The following is a 16373-nucleotide window of genomic DNA, read 5'->3' as shown; positions in this document are numbered from 1 at the left end:
TGCACTCCATCGGTATGAACCCTACGCCATCCGGGCAGGGACAACAGGCATTCTCGCAGGGCGTAGAGGCCGGGCAAACCTCTTCCAGCGCTCAGGCCTCCACAGCCATGCAATCAACCAAAGAGACCGCCAGCACCCAAGGCAAGCGCCCGCCACCGCCACCGCCGCCGGAGGATGCCGAAGGATCGAGCACGCAGAGCACCGAGCAGATCAGTACGGCGAATTCCGCGAACCTGTTCCAGAGCCTTCTGCAGAGCGGCGAAGGCGTTGCAGGCGGTGGCAGCTTCAACCTGTCGGCCGATTCCGCGATGGCTGAGATGCTCTACAACAACGCGCAATCCGCCCTCGGCGCGGGCGCAAGTTCATACGCCTGAACCACTTGAAAACCGTCGGAGCGGCCCTCTGGCTACCTCCGACACCTTCCCTGTTCGCGCTGAACGCCGAACCGGCCGTTTTCCGCATTCGCCGCGCCTGCGAAAATCCTTTGCTATCCGGTTTGCAAATCCGTCCGATATTCGGCATTGGAAATGAATGAAGCCCGAACACCGCGCCTATTCTGTCCATCTGCTCACCGCCACCGGGGCCGTTCTGGCCATGCTCTCGCTGATCTCGGCGGTAAGCTATGACTGGCCTATGATGTTCGTCTGGCTGGTCGCGGCTTTCGTGGTGGATGGAATCGACGGACCGCTTGCGCGAAAATATGATGTCTCGTCCAATGCACCGCAGGTCGATGGCGCGCTGCTCGATCTGATCATCGATTACCTGACCTATGTCTTCATCCCCGCCTTCGCCCTCTTTGCCTCGGATATCCTGCCGGGTTGGACAGGATGGGCCGCCCTGATCGTGATCACCTTCACCTCGGCACTCTATTTCGCCTACACCGGCATGAAGACGGCCGACAAATCGTTTTCCGGCTTTCCCGGATGCTGGAACATGGTCGTGCTGGTGATCTTTGCCATCAAGCCGCCGGTCTGGATCTGCATGATTGTCATTGCACTGCTCTCGGCCGCCATGTTCACCAACCTGCGCTTCATCCATCCGGTGCGAACCCGTCGTTGGCGCGCAATCTCGCTGCCGGTGATCATGATCTGGATCATCTGCGCCGCATGGGCGGCCTGGGTATCCTTCGATCCGCAGAGTTGGGCGCGCCTGGGATTGGTTCTATCCAGCATTTACCTGCTGGGCGCGGGCATATTGCAGCAGATACTGCCGAAGACCCGCAGTGCCGAGAACCAGGCCTGATCGTTTCAACGGACCACTCCGAAACAAGAAGCTGCTTTGGCAGGCCAAGACGCACGCGCGCGCTCGACGTCACTGATCGTGCCGCTTGCCGGGGCACTCTTGGAAAGAGGACGAAATCGACGTCCTGAAATCTCCCTTTTCCTTAAACATCTCAGGGTTTTGGGATACAGCACCCCCCCAAAAAATTGCACAATCACCGCGCCGCGGGCGTCACTCGAACGGATCGTCCATGTAGGTCACGCCCGCGAGGTAAAGCCCCTGAGGGGGACAGACCGGACCGCAAGCCGCACGGTCTCGCGCCTCCAGTGCCTCGCGCACATCTTCGGGCTCCCAGGCGCCGGCCCCCACCCGCTCGAGCGTGCCGACAAAGCTGCGCACCTGGTTGTGCAGGAAGGAGCGCGCGCGGACATGAAAGTGGATCTCCGGCCCGAGAGGGGTCTGCACCCGTTCTACATCGAGCTGATCCAGGGTGCGCACCGGGCTGTCGGCCTGGCATTCGGAGGCCCGGAATGTCGTAAAATCGTGACGCCCCAGCAGGAAGCGCGCGGCCTGCTGCATTGGCGCAACTTCCAGCGGCGCGGAAACCTGCCAGACCTTTCCGGCGCTGAGCGCAGCCGGAGCGCGCCGGTTCAGCAGTCGAAAGAGATACCTGCGTTCGGTCGCCGAGAAGCGCGCATGCCAGTCATCGCCGGCCCGCGCCATGGCCGTGATGGCAACCGGCAATGGCTTGAGGTGGTAGTTAAGGGCCTCCGACAGGCGAAACGGCTCCCAGTCGCGCTCCATATCGGCATGGGCGACCTGGGCGAGTGCATGGACGCCGGCATCGGTCCGCCCAGCGGCCGCGATGATGGGCTGCTGGGATTGCAGCCGGCCAAGCGCTTCCTCCACCGCTTGCTGGACGGAGGGGTGGTCTTTCTGGCGCTGCCAGCCGGCGAAGGGAGCGCCGTCATATTCGATCTTGAAAGCGTAGCGGGGCATGATGGGCGCAATATCGCCTGAGGCAAGCGCTGTCCATTGCCGGCTTGAAGGCCGCTGAACGACCTGCCTCCGGCGGAGGTATTTGGGGAAAGATGACGGCTGATGGTGGTGCCTCGATCTCCGGTGGTCGTCGCGAAACGGGCTTGCCCCCTAGGCAATGGCGGTTGCACGCCATATGTCTGATCCGAACAGAGAATGAGGGTTTGGTGGTTATCGGTCGTATCGCGGACGGGATCGTGCAGGGGGTCGAGGACGCGTCGGCCGCCCTGTCCGAAAGCCTGTTCGAACCCGTCATTCGGATCGGCGTGACGGGGTTTGCCCGCGCCGGAAAGACGGTTTTCATCACTTCACTGGTGGCCAACCTGATGGATCGGGGGCGGATGCCGGGGCTGGTTTCGGCGGCGGATGGGGCGATCGTGGGCGCCTGGCTTCAGCCGCAGCCCGACGACACCGTGCCGCGTTTTGCCTTCGAGAGCCATTTGGCGGCGCTGACCGGCCCCGCCCCGCATTGGCCGCAGCCGACAAGCGCTGTCTCGGAGTTGCGGCTGTCGCTGAAGGTGCAGCCGCGCGGCTTCATGGGCAGTTTCTCCGGGCCGCGGACCATTCATCTCGATATCATCGACTACCCCGGAGAATGGCTGCTGGACCTGCAATTGCTGGAGCGCAGCTACGACGACTGGTCCTCCGAAATCCTGCAGCGGGCGGCGGATCGACCTTCGGCGGCCGGGTTCCTGCAGGCACTGGAATCGGTCGACGGCGATGCGGAGGTTACCGAGCCCGCAGCCCAGGCACTGGCCGCGGCTTATATCGGCTATTTGGGCGCCGCACGCGAGGCCGGGTTTTCCGATTGCACGCCGGGGCGGTTCCTGATGCCCGGAGAGATGGCCGGCTCGCCCGCGCTGACTTTTGCGCCGATGCCCCCGCAAGAGGCCCGCGCGCCACGCGGCTCGCTGCGCCGCGAGATGGAACGGCGTTACGAAAGCTACAAGGCGAAGGTGGTCAAGCCTTTCTTCCGCGATCATTTCGCCCGGATCGACCGGCAGATCGTACTGGTCGACCTGCTCGGCGCCATCCATGCCGGACCGAAAGCGGTCGAAGATCTTGGCCGCTCGATGAACGACATTCTTGGCGCCTTCCGGCCCGGACGGAACGCCTGGTTGACGCGCCTGCTCGGCGCGAAGCGGGTTGAACGCATCCTGTTTGCCGCGACCAAGGCGGACCACATCCATCACACCCAGCATGGCCAGGTGACCGCGATCATGGAGGCGATGCTGCGCCAGGCACGCGACCGGGCCGATTTCGCAGGCGCCCGCACCAACGCGATGGCGATTGCCGCGCTGCGCGCCACGGTGGAGGAAACCCGCACCGTCGAGGGGCGCGAGCTGGGCATGGTGCGCGGGCGGCTGGAGAGCGGCAAGGAGGCCGTTCTCTACCCCGGAACGCTGCCGGAAGACCCCTCGCGCCTGCTGGTTCCGGCACGGGAGGGCGCGGAACGCTGGCTCGATGGCGACTATTCGGTGATGCGCTTCGCGCCGGCCCCCGGCACGCTGAAGCCGGGCGAAGGCCCGCCGCATATCCGGCTCGACCGTGCGGCGGAGTTTCTCTTTGGGGACCGGTTGAAATGACATTGCAAAGATGGAGCGGCAAATGAGCGAGACGCCGAAGGGGCCGGTTCTGATCGAGATCGATGAGGCCGCAGAGACGACCCGGCCGTCCGCCAGCCCGGCCGAGGCGCCGCCAGTGCCGGAACTTGCCGCCATCGCACCGAGCGGACAGGCCATGCAGGGCGCGGTCCGCCTTGCCACGCGGCGGTCCTCACCGCTGGGGCGGCTTTTCTGGGGGGCGCTGGCAAGCTTCATCGCCTTTGCGGCCTCGGTCGCGGCCTGGGACTTCGTCACCAGCCTGTTCGCGCGCAACACGTTTCTGGGCACGCTTGCGCTCGGCCTGCTCGGCGCGGTGCTGCTGGCTTTCCTGCTGTTGGCACTGCGCGAAGCGGCGGGGTTCTTTCGCCTCGCACGGCTCGACCGGATTCACCGCGATGCCGCCAGCGCACAGAGCATGAACGACCTGAAGGCGGCGCAATCGGTCATCGAACGGCTGAACAAGCTCTATGCCTCGCGCAAGGAGCTCGACCTGCCGCGGCAACGCCTGCGGGATCGTGCCGACGAGCAGTTTGATGCCGATGCCCTGCTCGGGTTGGCGGAGGCCGAGTTGTTGACCTCGCTGGATGCCGCGGCGCGGGCCGAGGTGGAGAGCGCCGCACGGCAAGTGGCAACCGTCACCGCCATTGTTCCGTTGGCGCTGGCCGATGTCGCAACCGCGCTGCTGTCGACGGTCCGCATGATCCGCCGGATCGGCGAGATCTATGGCGGCCGCTCCGGAACGCTCGGCAGCCTGCGCCTGACCCGCGCCGTCTTGACCCATCTGGTCGCCACGGGCGCGGTGGCGGTGGGCGACGACCTGATCCAGTCCGTGGCCGGCGGCGGGCTGCTCAGCCGCATCTCGCGCCGCTTTGGCGAAGGCGTTGTGAACGGCGCGCTGACCGCCCGCGTTGGCGTCGCCGCAATCGAGGTTTGCCGCCCCCTGCCCTTTACACGGCTGAAGCGGCCCTCGGTTTCGGCCATCGTCAAGCGGGCGCTGGCCGGGCTTTTCGGTGGATCTTCAGCTTAACCGCTTGGCGGGATGGAATAGGTGAGCGCGGCGCGGGCAACTGGCGCCGAGCCCCCCTCTCTGGTGATCAGGCAATCGCCCACGGCAAGGCTCCTGCCGAGCTTCAGCAGCCGCAAGTCGCACAGCAGGTCCCGCCCCGCTTTCGGCTTGCGCATGAAATCGATGGAACAACTGGTTGTCACGGTCAGCGCCTCTGGCCCGATCCGGCTCATCACCGCCATATACATCGCGCAATCGGCCAGCGCGAAGATGGACGGCCCCGAAACCGTGCCCCCGGGGCGCAGATGCTTCTCGGCAACCCGCAGGCGCAGGCGAATACCGTCTTCGGTGACCGCTTCCACCCTGAAATCATTGGCAACCTGCGGGAATACCTCCGCGATCAGGCTTTCAAGATCCGCGCCCTGCATCACGATGTCCATATCCGCTCTCTCTCCTCCCGCTCCGAGCCGCGAGGCTGGCGAAGAAAGCCGCTCAGTGCAAGCAAGGATCGGGGAGGGTTGGCACGAAACCGGGCTCAGAAGGCCCCATGCGCCATGTTCTGCCACATGCCCCAGAAGGCGGTGACGAAGATCGAGATCATGCCGAGCACCTGCACGCTGAAACGGTGAAAGTGCAGTTTCCGGTAGAGATCGGCGCCGTCGGCATCGTGGATCCTGCGGGCGGTGCGGACGCTGAGCCAGGACACGATGCCCATGGGCATGGCCAGCAGGAAGACGGCCTGGGCGAATTCGATCTGGTAGTAGAATCCGAGCGTGGCCAGCACCGTGAGGCCGAAGCTGCCGAAGGCGATGATCCAGATACCTGCAGTTTGAGAGATGAAGAGAATCCGGTTCACGTTGACGCGAACGATATCGTGGAGATCCGCTTCCGCCTCGCCGCCGTGGCGCCTGGCCCGGGTGACCATGTCGTAAGGCACCCCGATCACCCAATGGCTTGACGTGGACCACAGGACAGCGAGTGCGATCCAGTACCAAAGGTTCGAGAACGACCGCATGTCGATCAGCTCGAACACTGTCAGATACCAGTCCTGCACCAGAATTGCTCCCGTTCCGCCCCGTGCGGTCAACGACCGACAGCGCCATTCGCTTAGCTCTCCTTTTCCGAGGGCGCAAGCCGCTCGGGCCGCGCGCGGTTTGTCGCCCTTGAGATAGCGCCCGATCCGTGCAACCTGACGGGAAGTGCGACCTAAAAACCACATTCGAAGGCAAGATCATGCGTCCCACCATCGCTCCGTTTCCCGCCGCCCGCCCGCGCCGCATGCGCGCATCCGAGCCGCTGCGCGCGCTTGTGCGCGAGAACGGGCTGAGCCGGGAAGACCTCATCTGGCCGATCTTCGTGCGCGACGGCGAAGGCCAGCTCGAGGAGGTCACCTCTATGCCCGGCGTGATGCGCCGCTCTGTGGACCTGACGGTGGAGGCAGCGGCAGAGGCGGCGGAACTCGGCATTCCGGCGATCTGCATCTTTCCCTATACCGACCCGTCGTTGAAGACCGAGGGCTGCGAGGAAGCCTGGAACCCGGAGAACCTCTCCAACCGGGCGATTCGTGCGATCAAGAGCCAAGTGCCGGGCATCGCGGTGATGACCGATGTCGCGCTCGACCCCTATAACATCAACGGCCATGACGGTTTCGTGCGGGACGGCGAGATCCTCAATGACGAGACGATCGAGGCGCTGGTGAAGATGACCCTCGCGCAGGCCGAGGCCGGGGCCGACATCATCGGCCCGTCGGACATGATGGACGGACGGATCGGCGCCATGCGTGCGGCACTGGAAGATGGCGGGCATCGCAACGTTACGATCATGTCCTACGCCGCGAAATACGCCTCGGCCTTTTACGGGCCGTTCCGCGACGCAGTCGGCGCAAGCGGCGCGCTCACAGGTGACAAGAAGACCTACCAGATGGACCCCGCAAACAGCGACGAAGCGATGCGCATGATTGCGCGCGACCTCGCCGAGGGGGCCGACATGGTGATGGTCAAGCCTGGCATGCCCTATCTCGATATCTGTGCGCGGGTGAAGACGATGTTCGGTGCGCCGACTTTCGCCTACCAGGTCTCGGGTGAATACGCGATGATCGCGGCGGCGGAAGGAAATGGCTGGATCGATGGCGAGAAGGCAATGCTGGAGAGCCTTATGGCCTTCAAACGGGCCGGATGCGACGGGATCCTGACCTATTTCGCGCCGCATGTGGCGCGCCTGCTGAAGGAGGGATAGACGCCGGCAGGCATTCACATCGCAAGAAGAAGACCTTGCCCGACCGACCCTTCACCTTGGCCTGTGAACCAGGCCAGATTTTGGAGATAGAACAAAGGGACGGAAAGTGGGGGCCTCGCCCCCCGCGCTCTCTCGAGCGCTTCCCCCAGGATATTTGAAGTCAGAAGAAGATCTGCGCGTCGCTGCCTAAACTTTTTTGAAAATATCTCCGCCCGAGGCACGATCCGCAGGATCGTTCCGACGGCGAAGCCTTGCCGGTCCTGCAAGAAATGAAATGGATGACGTGACACCCCCCCGCCATGCGCGTATAACCCCCTCAACCGGCCGTTGAGCGTCGGGCAAAGGCAAAACAGGCAGTTCCAGGGGCAGTCTCATGGAAAACAGCAATCCCATCTCTCGTCGCGGCTTTCTCGCGGTGGCCACGGCCGGAACCGCAGTCCTTGCAGGCTGTGCGAATGGCGTGAACTCGCAAGGCGGAAGCCGGATCGATCAACGCATTGACGTGACGCGCAATTTCCTCTTTTCCACCTATCCGGGCACCGCCCAGCTAGAAGCGAAGGCGACCGGCGTGCTGTGGATGCCGCTGATAACCAAGGCGGGGTTCGGCGTTGGCGGAAGCTATGGCACCGGCGCGCTGCGGATCGCGAACTCGACCGTCGATTATTATGAAGCGCTTCAGGCCAATGTCGGCTTCCAGCTCGGCGCGCAGCAATATGCGCATGCGCTGTTCTTCATGACGCCCGAGGCATTGGCGAATTTCCGAACCTCGCACGGCTGGTCGGTCGGCGCGGATGCGGAATATGCGCTGGTAGACCAGGGTGGAAATATCTCGGCCGAAACGCTGACGACGTTGGAGCCTGTCGTGGCGATGGTCTTTGCACAGGCGGGGCTGATCGCCGGCGCGACTCTGGGTGGCACGAAATACCGCCGCATCATCCCCTGACGTTCGGTTTCTCTGTCCTAGTCCAGCATCCATGTTCCATCCGGATGGAAGGCATGGAAGGCGAAAGCAAAGAGCACGTCATGGGGGACGTCCTTTCCCTGTTCATCGAAAACGCGGATCGAGCCGATATCGCGTCCTCGGGCAATGGAACCGCTATCCAACGCGGAGGCCTGTCCGGGGCGCCAGCGGATCACGAGGCCTGCTTCGCGGATTTCGCCCGCCTTTGACAGGCGTTCCACCGGCCAGGCACGGTTGCCGACCTTGAGCACGCGGGCAAGCGCCGGGATGCCGTGTGGCGGCATTTCGCCATTATACAGGAAAGGTCGGGCGGAACTGTCATAGCCGGAATAGGGGTTGCGGCCATAGGCACGGTCATGGTCCGGCTCGGCCATGACGAGCCCATCCGGGTTCCTGCTGCGGAAGTCTTCCCAGCTTTCCATCCAACTCGGCAACTGGGTGAGTTCCGCGCCGGTGTAACGTCCCACGATTCCGGTTCCAATCGCCTGTTGCCACCAGCTCTCGCTCTGATGGTCATACATGATCATGTCCGAATTGCGCAGCTTGCCGGAGACGCCGAAGCTCAGCGTCTCTCCGTCCAACCGTCGATCAAAGGTAATGCCGGAATTGCACAGCGGACAAAAGGTGACCGCGATGGGGATGCCCGCGACGCTGTCATTGACGATCTCGTGCCAGGTCAGATAGCGGATCGGATAGGCGCGTGGCGCGGTCCCATCCATTTCCACCGTGATCACCGGTTCGCGCGGCCCGATGCCGGATTTCTTCGAAGCCGCGACGAAGGTCGGGTCGGAAAGCGCCGGAATGCCATCCTTGGGCGGGCCGCCCGACAGGATTTCGACCCAGTTCTCGACAGTCGTCCGCGAAAAATCCGTCCGTGGCCATTCGTTCTTCCAGAAATTCGGTTCGGCAGCGGCGGCCAGCGGTGCGATGGACAGCAGTGCTGCGGCCAGTAACGGGGCAAGGCGCATGGTCTCTTCCTCCTGTCGGAAACCCTGACAGAGGCAGCACGTCCTGCACAGGGTCACTCACGAAGGGTTCAGCGGATGAGAGGAAGCGCGCCGCCTCAGAGCGACGGTCCGAGTTTCAGCGGCGTACCATCGCTGAAACGGGCGAAGCGGAAGCGGGAGAGGTCATGCTCCGGCGTCGCGCCCAGCACCATCCGCGATAACACGCGCCCAAATCCCGGACCGATGCCAAATCCATGCCCGCTCATGCCGGTGGCCACGATCAACCCGTCCAGCCCGGGCGCGCGATCGACGATGGGGACCGCGTCCGGCATGGCGTCGATCATCCCCGCCCATGCGGAGGCCGGCACCGGCGCGCCGACCCCGGGGAAGCGCTCGGCAAATCGGTCGATCATCAGCTTGACGTAGCGCTCATCCGGCGCGGGTTCCAACACGCGCCGACGCTCGAAGGGGGATTTCTCCTCCGCGCTCCAGTTGCGTGGCGTACGCCAGCTGTCGGGGAAACCGGCGGGGGATTTGTAGACTGTATCGGTATGCGCGAAGGTGCGCCGGATCTGCGGCCAGTACAGGCGGAAATGGCGGAAGGCATCCGGGCCAAGATAGAAACCATGCCGATCCCCGAGCGCCAGATTGTAGCCGCCGTCAGCCCGTCGGCGCAGGGCAAGCTCCTCGTCAACCGTATTCGCGTCTGTGAAACATGGCAGCGGAGCGGTCTGGGCCACGGTGGCGCGGACCGAGAGTTGCGGAATGCTGAGCCCATGCGCCCCCAGGAACAGAGAGGACCAGGCGCCGCCGGCGAGAATCACCTGATCGCAGGCAACACGGCCCGCTTCGGTCAGAACAGCGCTGACGCGCCCCGCGCTGCGTTCCAGCCGGCGCACGGCGCAATTCTCGCGTATCAACGCGCCGGCTGCCCGCGCCAGTTCGGCCACCGCCGGCACCGCCGTCCAGGGCTCGCCGCTGGCATCGCTGGGCGTGCGCACCCCGCCGAGCCAGCGACGGTCGGACTGGCCGGTAAAGCTCTCGGCAATCTGGTCGGGCGTCATCATTTCCGAATGCAGCCCATGCGCGCGGGCGGTTTCGACCCAGGCCTCGTAAAGAGCCAACTCCTCGGGAGAGGTGGTCAAGTAGTTCACCCCCACCGTCCGGACAGCGCAGGCGCCGCCGGTGCGCGCATCGGCGTCCTGCCACAGGCCGAGCGCCTGCATCATGATCGGCAGCTCATCCTCGTCGCGCCCCTGCTGGCGAATCCAGCCCCAGTTGCGGGAGGATTGCTCGCCCGCCACCCTGCCCTTTTCACACAGAAGCACCTTCTGCCCTGCCTCGGCCAGGTAGAGCGCGGCGAAGGTGCCGATGACACCGGCTCCGATGATGACGGTATCCACTGCCTCGGGCAGCGGGTCGGAAAAGCGGATCGGCGTGTCGATCGTGATGCGGGAAATCTCTGCCATGCCCGATTGCTAGCAAGCCCGCGCATGGCGAAAAACGAAAAAACGCCCCGGCTGGAACACCGGGGCGTCAAAAGCGGTATACTGCTGTCTTTTCAGGCAGTTGGAATCTCAGCGCTCGACGGAGACCTTCACGATACGGTCCGGATCGGACACCGAGCCATTGGCGGTTTTTTTGCCGCGCTTGATCGAGTCCACAACATCCATACCCTCGATCACCTGTCCCACTACCGTGTATTGACCATTCAGGTGCGGCGCGGGTGCGAACATGATGAAGAACTGGCTGTTGGCCGAATTCGGATTCTGCGAACGGGCCATACCGACCACACCGCGCTCGAAGGAAACGTCCGAGAATTCCGCCGGCAGGTCTGGCAGGGATGACCCGCCCATGCCCGCATTTCCAGTGTCGCCGCCGGCCTTGCCGAACTGCACGTCACCTGTCTGGGCCATGAAGCCGGCAATCACACGGTGGAAAACAACATTGTCATATTCCCCACCCTCAGCCAGCGCGACAAGGCGCTCGGCATGTTTCGGCGCGACCTCCGGCAACAGGTCGATCACGATGGTACCGTTGGCCTCGCCCGCGACCTCGATCACGAGGTTCGGGCCGGGCCCGTCCTCGGCCGCCAGCGCGGGCGAGCTGGAGACGGTCTGCATGATCGCAAAGCCGCCAACAACCGCCAGCCCGAGGCCGAACAACCCACCGGCAAGGATCCGGTCACGCAACATCGGCGGCCACCTTCACGGAGATCATCTTGTCGGGGTTCGCGGGCGGCTCGCCGCGGGTGATGGCGTCCACGAATTCCATGCCGTCGATCACGCGGCCATAAACGGTGTACTGGCCGTTGAGGAAATCGTTGTCGTTGAAATTGATGAAGAACTGGCTGTTGGCCGAGTTCGGATTCTGCGAACGCGCCGCGCCGAGCGTGCCACGGGCATGGGGCAGCTTGGAAAACTCGGCCGGCAGGTCCGACAGATCCGAGCCGCCACGGCCGGCCATGCGGATATCGCCGGTAGACTTGCCAAACTGCACGTCTCCGGTCTGGGCCATGAAGCCCTCGATCACACGGTGGAACACGACGCCATCATAGGCGCCGGAACGGGCCAGTTCCTTCATCCGCTCGGAATGCTTCGGCGCCACGTCGGCCAGAAGCTCGATGACGACATTGCCGTCCTTCAGTTCGATGATGACAGTGTTTTCCGGATCCTTGATCTCGGCCATGTTCGATTCCTTCCTTCGCTCGCATAGCGGGTATTCCTCCCGCGCTGTCGGCGCGACCCTAAACCGCGTTAGCGGAAACCGAAAGCCCATAGCTCGCCGTTAGCGCTTGCGGTATGGGTCCTCCAATTTCATCGAAGGAGCCTTCTCATGAGCTGGAAAACCCTCGACGACATGGACATGGCCGGCAAGACCGTGCTGATCCGCGTCGATATCAACGTCCCCGTCAAGGACGGCGTCGTCACCGACACTACCCGAATCGACCGCATCGTGCCCACCGTCAAGGATGTGCTGGCCGCTGGTGGCAAGCCGGTCCTGATGGCCCATTTCGGTCGCCCCAAGGGCAAGGTCGTCCCCGAAATGAGCCTGGGCCAGATCGTCCCGGCGCTCGAAGCCGCCTTCGGCCAGGAGGTGAAATTCGCCGCCGACAATTTCGAGGCCGCCGCCGCCGATCTGAAGGATGGCGAAATCCTGCTGCTGGAAAACGTTCGCTTCTTCCCCGGCGAAGAGAAGAACGATCCCGAACTGGCCGCCTCGCTCGCCAAGCTCGGTGACATCTATGTCAACGACGCCTTCTCCTGCGCCCACCGCGCGCATTCCACCACCGAAGCCATGGCCCGCGCCCTGCCCGCCGCCGCCGGCCGCCTGATGGCCGCCGAGCTGTCGGCACTGGAAGCGGCCCTCGGCACCCCCGAGCGCCCCGTTGTCGCCGTTGTCGGCGGCGCAAAGGTCTCGACCAAGCTGGACCTGCTGTCCAACCTGATCGAGAAGGTCGATCACCTCGTGATCGGCGGCGGCATGGCCAACACCTTCCTCGTTGCCAAGGGCGTCGAAATCGGCACCTCGCTGGCCGAACGCGACATGGCCGATACCGCCCGCGCGATCCTGAAGAAATCCGAGAGCACCGGCTGCACCATCCACCTGCCCGTCGATATCGTCGTGGCCGGTGAATTCGCCGCCGGCGCGGCCAACGAGACCCTGCCGGTCGACGCATGCCCCGCCGACAAGATGATCCTCGATGCCGGCCCCGCCACGGTCGATGCGCTCAAGGGCGTATTCGCCGAATGCAAGACGCTGATCTGGAACGGTCCGCTCGGCGCCTTCGAGATCGAACCCTTCCACAAGGGCACCTTCGACGCTGCGCTGGCCGCCGCTGCACTCACGGCCGAAGGCAAGCTCAAGACGGTCGCCGGCGGCGGCGATACCGTCTCCGCGCTCAACAAATCCGGCGCGGCCGAGAACTTCACCTATATCTCCACCGCCGGTGGCGCCTTCCTCGAATGGATGGAAGGCAAGGAACTGCCCGGTGTTGCAGCCCTCGGCTGAGAGGTCTAGAAGCCCTATCGAAAGGCCGGGCCGCGCGCCCGGCCTTTTCTTTTGGGCCGCGAATGCAGAATGGGTCAGATCGCAATGAAGGAAATGCTGGCATACGAAGGACCGCGCCTTGCGTGCGGGAACAAACCTTCGGGTCGCGCCTCCGGCGGGAGTATCTTCCTCCAGGAGACGCCAGCACCGCGTTCTCGACGTCTTCTGGCTGAAAATATCCTGGGAAGTGCGCTCGCAAGAGCGTGGGGAGCAGTGCCCCCCTGCATCCGTCATGAACACGCACACGGATTGCCGCCGAAATGCTAGCGCAGAGCACCCCCAACAGGCTCGCCATCGGCTCGCTTCTCGTCGCGCTCTCTGTGCTCGCGCTCAAGATCACGGCCTGGCAAATGACGGGCTCGGTGGCGCTCTATTCGGATGCGATGGAGACCGTGGTCAACGTGGCCGGCGCGATCATCGCCTGGACGGCGATCCGTTTCGCGGCCCGGCCACCAGACGCGTCGCACCCGTTCGGCCACCACAAGGCCGAGAATTTCTCGGCAATCGCCGAAGGGGTGCTGATCGTGGTCGCCGCGATCCTGATCCTGCAACAGGCCGTTGGCGCGTTGTGGACCCCCGCCCCGCTGGAACTTGGCTTGGTGGGCCTTTCGGTCAATGCCACGGCTGCGGTGATGAACCTGCTTTGGTCGCGGGTGCTGATCCGTGCCGGAGCGCGCCACCGCTCCCCGGCGCTCGATGCGAATGGGCGCCACCTGATGAGCGATGTCTGGACCTCGGTCGGCGTGCTGGGGGGCCTTGGCTTCGCCGCGCTAACCGGCTGGGCCTGGCTCGATCCGCTCATGGCCATGCTCGTCGCGTTCATGATCCTGCGTGAGGGATGGAAGGTGATCAAGGCCTCCGCCGACGACCTGATGGATTCGGCCGCGCATTCCCAGGATCGCGAAGTCATCGAGAGCGCCGTGCGCGCCTCCTCGGCCGGCGCGCTGCAAATTCACGATCTGCGCACCCGCCGCGCCGGCCAGGCTGTGTTCGTCGAGTTTCACCTCGTCGTGCCGCGCGAGATGAGCGTTGGGGCGGCGCATGATATCTGCGACCGCATCGAGGCCGCAATCGACGAACAGATCGAGCAGGTCCGCACGACCATCCATGTCGAGCCCGACTTCCATATCAAGAAACATGGCTTGGAACCGGATTGATCCGCGCCGGGGACGCCATGCGCGCAAGACATAGCGGTAATCCCAAATCCGCCCAAAACCCGGTTTCACAGCACCGAAACGCTGTTTTGCAGCGCTCACACTGCGACTTGGCGTCCACTTCGTGCAATCTCGCTTGCGATAATCCCTCCGCTTCCCTAGGTCGCTCGAGACATCCACAAACATAGGGATCGAATCCATGAAAGCCACACGTGCCGTTCAAAAGATCCTCGCCAATTATGAAGGCGAGACTCCCGGCGTGAAGGCCAATCTCTGCCGCATGCTGATGACCGGTAAGCTCGGCGGAACCGGCAAGATGATCGTCCTGCCCGTCGACCAGGGCTTCGAGCACGGCGCCCTCCGTTCCTTCGGCCCGAACCCGGCCGGCTACGACCCGCATTACCACTACCAGCTGGCCATCGACGCCGGCCTGAACGCCTACGCCGCGCCGCTCGCCTCGCTCGAAGCTGGCTCGGACACCTTCGCTGGCCAGATCCCGACGATCTGCAAGATGAACTCCGCCAACTCGCTGATGTCCGACACCGCCGCCAAGGATCAGGCCGTGACGGCTTCCGTGGACGACGCGCTGCGCATCGGTGCCTCCGCGATCGGCTTCACGATCTACCCAGGCTCCGACGCCATGTTCGACATGTACGAAGAGATCGTCGAGCTGCGCAAGGAAGCCGCCGCCAAGGGTCTGCCGACCGTGCTGTGGTCCTACCCGCGCGGCGAAGGCATCACCAAGGAAGGTGAAACCGCGATCGACGTCGACAGCTACGCCGCCCACATGGCCTGCCTGCTCGGCGCGCATATCGTCAAGATCAAGTTGCCCTCCGATCACATCATGCAGGCAGAGGCCCGCAAGGTCATCGAAGACACCGGCATCGACATCTCCACCCAGGCTGCCCGCGTCAAGCATTGCGTTGACGCCTGCTTTGCCGGCAAGCGTATCGTGATCTTCTCCGGTGGTGCCGCCAAGGGCGCCGACGCTGTCTATGACGACGCCCGTGCCATCCGTGACGGTGGCGGCAACGGCTCGATCCTCGGCCGGAACGCGTTCCAGCGTCCGCGCGAAGATGCCCTCAAGCTCTTTGCCGACCTGATCGACATCTACAAGGGCAAGGCCTGATCCTTCGCCTTCGGGCTGCAAGACTGCCCGGCTATTGAAAATGACCCCGTGCGCAATCGCGTGCGGGGTCTTTCGTTGATAATGCAAAAAATATCGCCGCTTGGCGGAGGAAGCTGCCGTTCGAGGACGCACGCTTAGTTCGCGGGAAACGATCCTGCGGATCGTGCCTCCGGCAGGGATATTTCTCGTCAGAAGAACTGGTTAGAGCTGCTCTTTCATCTTCTGACCCGAAATACCCCGGGGGTTTGGGGGCCGCGCCCCCAATCTCCGAAATCGGCTCGCCATCGCCAGCGGTCGAAATCTTCAGAACCCTTTGCTACCTGCGGCGGAAATATCCTTTCCCCCTTGCATTCGCCGTTGTATGCAAGGCGACGCATCCACGAAATGCGCGCTAGAACCGAGGAAAGTCCATGTCCGCATTGAAGATCGAGAAAGGCTCGTCGAAGCACTCCGCCTATGATCTGCGCAACCCCAACCAAGAGGTCATCGAAACCCACACCCTGGCCGTGGTGGTGGATAACGAGGCCGGCGTATTGGCACGGGTAATCGGGCTGTTCTCGGGCCGTGGCTACAATATCGAAAGCCTCACCGTGGCCGAGGTGGACCACACGGGCCACCGCTCGCGCATTACCGTTGTCACCACCGGCACGCCGGAAGTGATCGAACAGATCAAGGCGCAGCTTGGCCGCATGGTTCCGGTGCATGCCGTGCATGACCTCACCATCGAGGGACCTTCGGTGGAGCGCGAACTGGCCCTCCTCAAGGTCGCCGGCACCGGTGACAAGCGTGTCGAGGCGTTGCGGCTGGCCGATATCTTCCGTGCCAATGCGGTCGATTCGACGCTGGAGAGCTTCATCTTCTCGATCGCCGGCTCACCGGAAAAAATCGACGCATTCACCGACATGATGCGCCCTCTCGGCCTGGTGGAAATCGCCCGTACCGGCGTGGCCGCCCTGACGCGCGGCTCGGATTAACGCCGCCAATCACCTGAATTGAAAGAGTTTCCGGAGCCGCGAGGCTCCGGTTTC

Annotated in this window: 17 protein-coding genes; 10 read left to right on the top strand and 7 right to left on the bottom strand. The window is 63.8% G+C overall.

Features of this window, described 5'->3' with window-relative positions:
• The first annotated feature begins 107 nt into the window (after positions 1 to 107).
• A complete protein-coding gene (locus AX756_RS04710) occupies positions 108 to 374 on the top strand; it encodes a hypothetical protein (protein ID WP_156461395.1) in 267 nt (88 codons plus the stop codon).
• A 157-nt stretch (positions 375 to 531) separates the two neighbouring features.
• Positions 532 to 1242 (top strand): CDP-alcohol phosphatidyltransferase family protein, encoded by a 711-nt coding sequence (locus AX756_RS04705; RefSeq protein ID WP_068309192.1) that lies wholly within the window; start codon positions 532 to 534, stop codon positions 1240 to 1242.
• Between the two features lie 210 nt (positions 1243 to 1452).
• Here AX756_RS04705 and truA read toward each other — a convergent pair whose 3' ends face one another.
• The gene (gene truA, locus AX756_RS04700; RefSeq protein WP_068309191.1) at positions 1453 to 2220 is read right to left on the bottom strand and encodes a tRNA pseudouridine(38-40) synthase TruA; all 768 of its coding nucleotides are present in this window, start codon (positions 2218 to 2220) and stop codon (positions 1453 to 1455) included.
• A gap of 206 nt (positions 2221 to 2426) precedes the next feature.
• On the opposite strand from truA, the gene AX756_RS04695 reads away from it, so the two are divergent.
• On the top strand, positions 2427 to 3845 hold the full coding sequence (locus AX756_RS04695; RefSeq protein WP_068309190.1) for a YcjX family GTP-binding protein: 1419 nt from the start codon (positions 2427 to 2429) through the stop codon (positions 3843 to 3845).
• 22 nt (positions 3846 to 3867) lie between these two features.
• Complete coding sequence (locus AX756_RS04690) at positions 3868 to 4890, top strand: YcjF family protein (protein WP_068309554.1); 1023 nt, start codon at positions 3868 to 3870, stop codon at positions 4888 to 4890.
• Here AX756_RS04690 and AX756_RS04685 read toward each other — a convergent pair.
• Complete coding sequence (locus tag AX756_RS04685; protein ID WP_068309189.1) at positions 4887 to 5309, bottom strand: PaaI family thioesterase; 423 nt, start codon at positions 5307 to 5309, stop codon at positions 4887 to 4889. The genes AX756_RS04690 and AX756_RS04685 overlap by 4 nt on opposite strands.
• A 95-nt stretch (positions 5310 to 5404) precedes the next feature.
• Positions 5405 to 5884 carry a component of SufBCD complex gene (locus AX756_RS04680; protein WP_068309553.1) on the bottom strand — a complete coding sequence of 160 codons (480 nt, stop codon included), beginning with the start codon at positions 5882 to 5884 and terminating at the stop codon, positions 5405 to 5407.
• Positions 5885 to 6102: 218 nt separating this feature from the next.
• Here AX756_RS04680 and hemB point away from each other — a divergent pair, with 218 nt between their 5' ends.
• Positions 6103 to 7104, top strand: coding sequence for a porphobilinogen synthase (gene hemB / locus AX756_RS04675; RefSeq protein ID WP_068309187.1), 1002 nt, complete (start codon positions 6103 to 6105; stop codon positions 7102 to 7104).
• A 373-nt stretch (positions 7105 to 7477) separates the two neighbouring features.
• Complete coding sequence (locus AX756_RS04670; protein WP_068309185.1) at positions 7478 to 8047, top strand: lipid-binding SYLF domain-containing protein; 570 nt, start codon at positions 7478 to 7480, stop codon at positions 8045 to 8047.
• A gap of 17 nt (positions 8048 to 8064) precedes the next feature.
• On the opposite strand, the gene AX756_RS04665 is transcribed toward AX756_RS04670, so the two are convergent.
• The 4 genes from AX756_RS04665 to AX756_RS04650 all read right to left on the bottom strand — a co-directional run bounded on the left by AX756_RS04665 (position 8065) and on the right by AX756_RS04650 (position 11700).
• Positions 8065 to 9033, bottom strand: coding sequence for a DUF3179 domain-containing protein (locus AX756_RS04665; protein WP_068309183.1), 969 nt, complete (start codon positions 9031 to 9033; stop codon positions 8065 to 8067).
• Between the two features lie 95 nt (positions 9034 to 9128).
• A complete protein-coding gene (locus AX756_RS04660) occupies positions 9129 to 10481 on the bottom strand; it encodes an NAD(P)/FAD-dependent oxidoreductase (RefSeq protein ID WP_068309181.1) in 1353 nt (450 codons plus the stop codon).
• Positions 10482 to 10589: 108 nt separating this feature from the next.
• Positions 10590 to 11207, bottom strand: a complete 618-nt coding sequence (locus tag AX756_RS04655) for a peptidylprolyl isomerase (protein ID WP_068309179.1) — start codon at positions 11205 to 11207, stop codon at positions 10590 to 10592.
• Entirely contained in the window at positions 11197 to 11700 is a 504-nt protein-coding gene (locus tag AX756_RS04650) for a peptidylprolyl isomerase (protein ID WP_068309177.1), read from the bottom strand. Before AX756_RS04650 ends, AX756_RS04655 begins: the two co-directional genes overlap by 11 nt.
• 147 nt (positions 11701 to 11847) lie before the next feature.
• On the opposite strand from AX756_RS04650, the gene AX756_RS04645 reads away from it, so the two are divergent.
• From AX756_RS04645 to ilvN, 4 genes are all read left to right on the top strand, one after another.
• Positions 11848 to 13023: a phosphoglycerate kinase gene (locus AX756_RS04645; RefSeq protein ID WP_068309175.1), complete on the top strand. Its 1176-nt coding sequence runs from the start codon at positions 11848 to 11850 to the stop codon at positions 13021 to 13023.
• 299 nt (positions 13024 to 13322) lie between these two features.
• Entirely contained in the window at positions 13323 to 14219 is an 897-nt protein-coding gene (locus AX756_RS04640; protein WP_068309173.1) for a cation diffusion facilitator family transporter, read from the top strand.
• 196 nt (positions 14220 to 14415) lie between these two features.
• Entirely contained in the window at positions 14416 to 15345 is a 930-nt protein-coding gene (locus AX756_RS04635; protein WP_068309171.1) for a class I fructose-bisphosphate aldolase, read from the top strand.
• A gap of 410 nt (positions 15346 to 15755) precedes the next feature.
• The gene (gene ilvN / locus AX756_RS04630) at positions 15756 to 16319 is read left to right on the top strand and encodes an acetolactate synthase small subunit (RefSeq protein WP_068309169.1); all 564 of its coding nucleotides are present in this window, start codon (positions 15756 to 15758) and stop codon (positions 16317 to 16319) included.
• Positions 16320 to 16373: the final 54 nt, after the last annotated feature.

Source organism: Aliiruegeria sabulilitoris, assembly GCF_001558155.1.
Classification (GTDB): domain Bacteria; phylum Pseudomonadota; class Alphaproteobacteria; order Rhodobacterales; family Rhodobacteraceae; genus Tropicimonas; species Tropicimonas sabulilitoris.
The sequence above is the reverse complement of the archived record's forward strand: the minus strand, read 5'-3'. Positions and strand labels throughout refer to the sequence as shown.

What these genes read in the sequence shown, in the direction of transcription:
- AX756_RS04670 (WP_068309185.1), top strand. Translation starts at nt 7,478, where the DNA reads ATGGAAAACAGCAATCCCATCTCTCGTCGCGGCTTTCTCGCGGTGGCC.
- AX756_RS04685 (WP_068309189.1), bottom strand. Translation starts at nt 5,309, where the DNA reads ATGGACATCGTGATGCAGGGCGCGGATCTTGAAAGCCTGATCGCGGAG.
- AX756_RS04650 (WP_068309177.1), bottom strand. Translation starts at nt 11,700, where the DNA reads ATGGCCGAGATCAAGGATCCGGAAAACACTGTCATCATCGAACTGAAG.
- ilvN (WP_068309169.1), top strand. Translation starts at nt 15,756, where the DNA reads ATGTCCGCATTGAAGATCGAGAAAGGCTCGTCGAAGCACTCCGCCTAT.
- AX756_RS04690 (WP_068309554.1), top strand. Translation starts at nt 3,868, where the DNA reads ATGAGCGAGACGCCGAAGGGGCCGGTTCTGATCGAGATCGATGAGGCC.
- hemB (WP_068309187.1), top strand. Translation starts at nt 6,103, where the DNA reads ATGCGTCCCACCATCGCTCCGTTTCCCGCCGCCCGCCCGCGCCGCATG.
- AX756_RS04710 (WP_156461395.1), top strand. Translation starts at nt 108, where the DNA reads ATGCAATCAACCAAAGAGACCGCCAGCACCCAAGGCAAGCGCCCGCCA.
- AX756_RS04655 (WP_068309179.1), bottom strand. Translation starts at nt 11,207, where the DNA reads ATGTTGCGTGACCGGATCCTTGCCGGTGGGTTGTTCGGCCTCGGGCTG.
- AX756_RS04665 (WP_068309183.1), bottom strand. Translation starts at nt 9,033, where the DNA reads ATGCGCCTTGCCCCGTTACTGGCCGCAGCACTGCTGTCCATCGCACCG.
- AX756_RS04705 (WP_068309192.1), top strand. Translation starts at nt 532, where the DNA reads ATGAAGCCCGAACACCGCGCCTATTCTGTCCATCTGCTCACCGCCACC.
- truA (WP_068309191.1), bottom strand. Translation starts at nt 2,220, where the DNA reads ATGCCCCGCTACGCTTTCAAGATCGAATATGACGGCGCTCCCTTCGCC.
- AX756_RS04680 (WP_068309553.1), bottom strand. Translation starts at nt 5,884, where the DNA reads ATGCGGTCGTTCTCGAACCTTTGGTACTGGATCGCACTCGCTGTCCTG.
- AX756_RS04660 (WP_068309181.1), bottom strand. Translation starts at nt 10,481, where the DNA reads ATGGCAGAGATTTCCCGCATCACGATCGACACGCCGATCCGCTTTTCC.
- AX756_RS04635 (WP_068309171.1), top strand. Translation starts at nt 14,416, where the DNA reads ATGAAAGCCACACGTGCCGTTCAAAAGATCCTCGCCAATTATGAAGGC.
- AX756_RS04645 (WP_068309175.1), top strand. Translation starts at nt 11,848, where the DNA reads ATGAGCTGGAAAACCCTCGACGACATGGACATGGCCGGCAAGACCGTG.
- AX756_RS04640 (WP_068309173.1), top strand. Translation starts at nt 13,323, where the DNA reads ATGCTAGCGCAGAGCACCCCCAACAGGCTCGCCATCGGCTCGCTTCTC.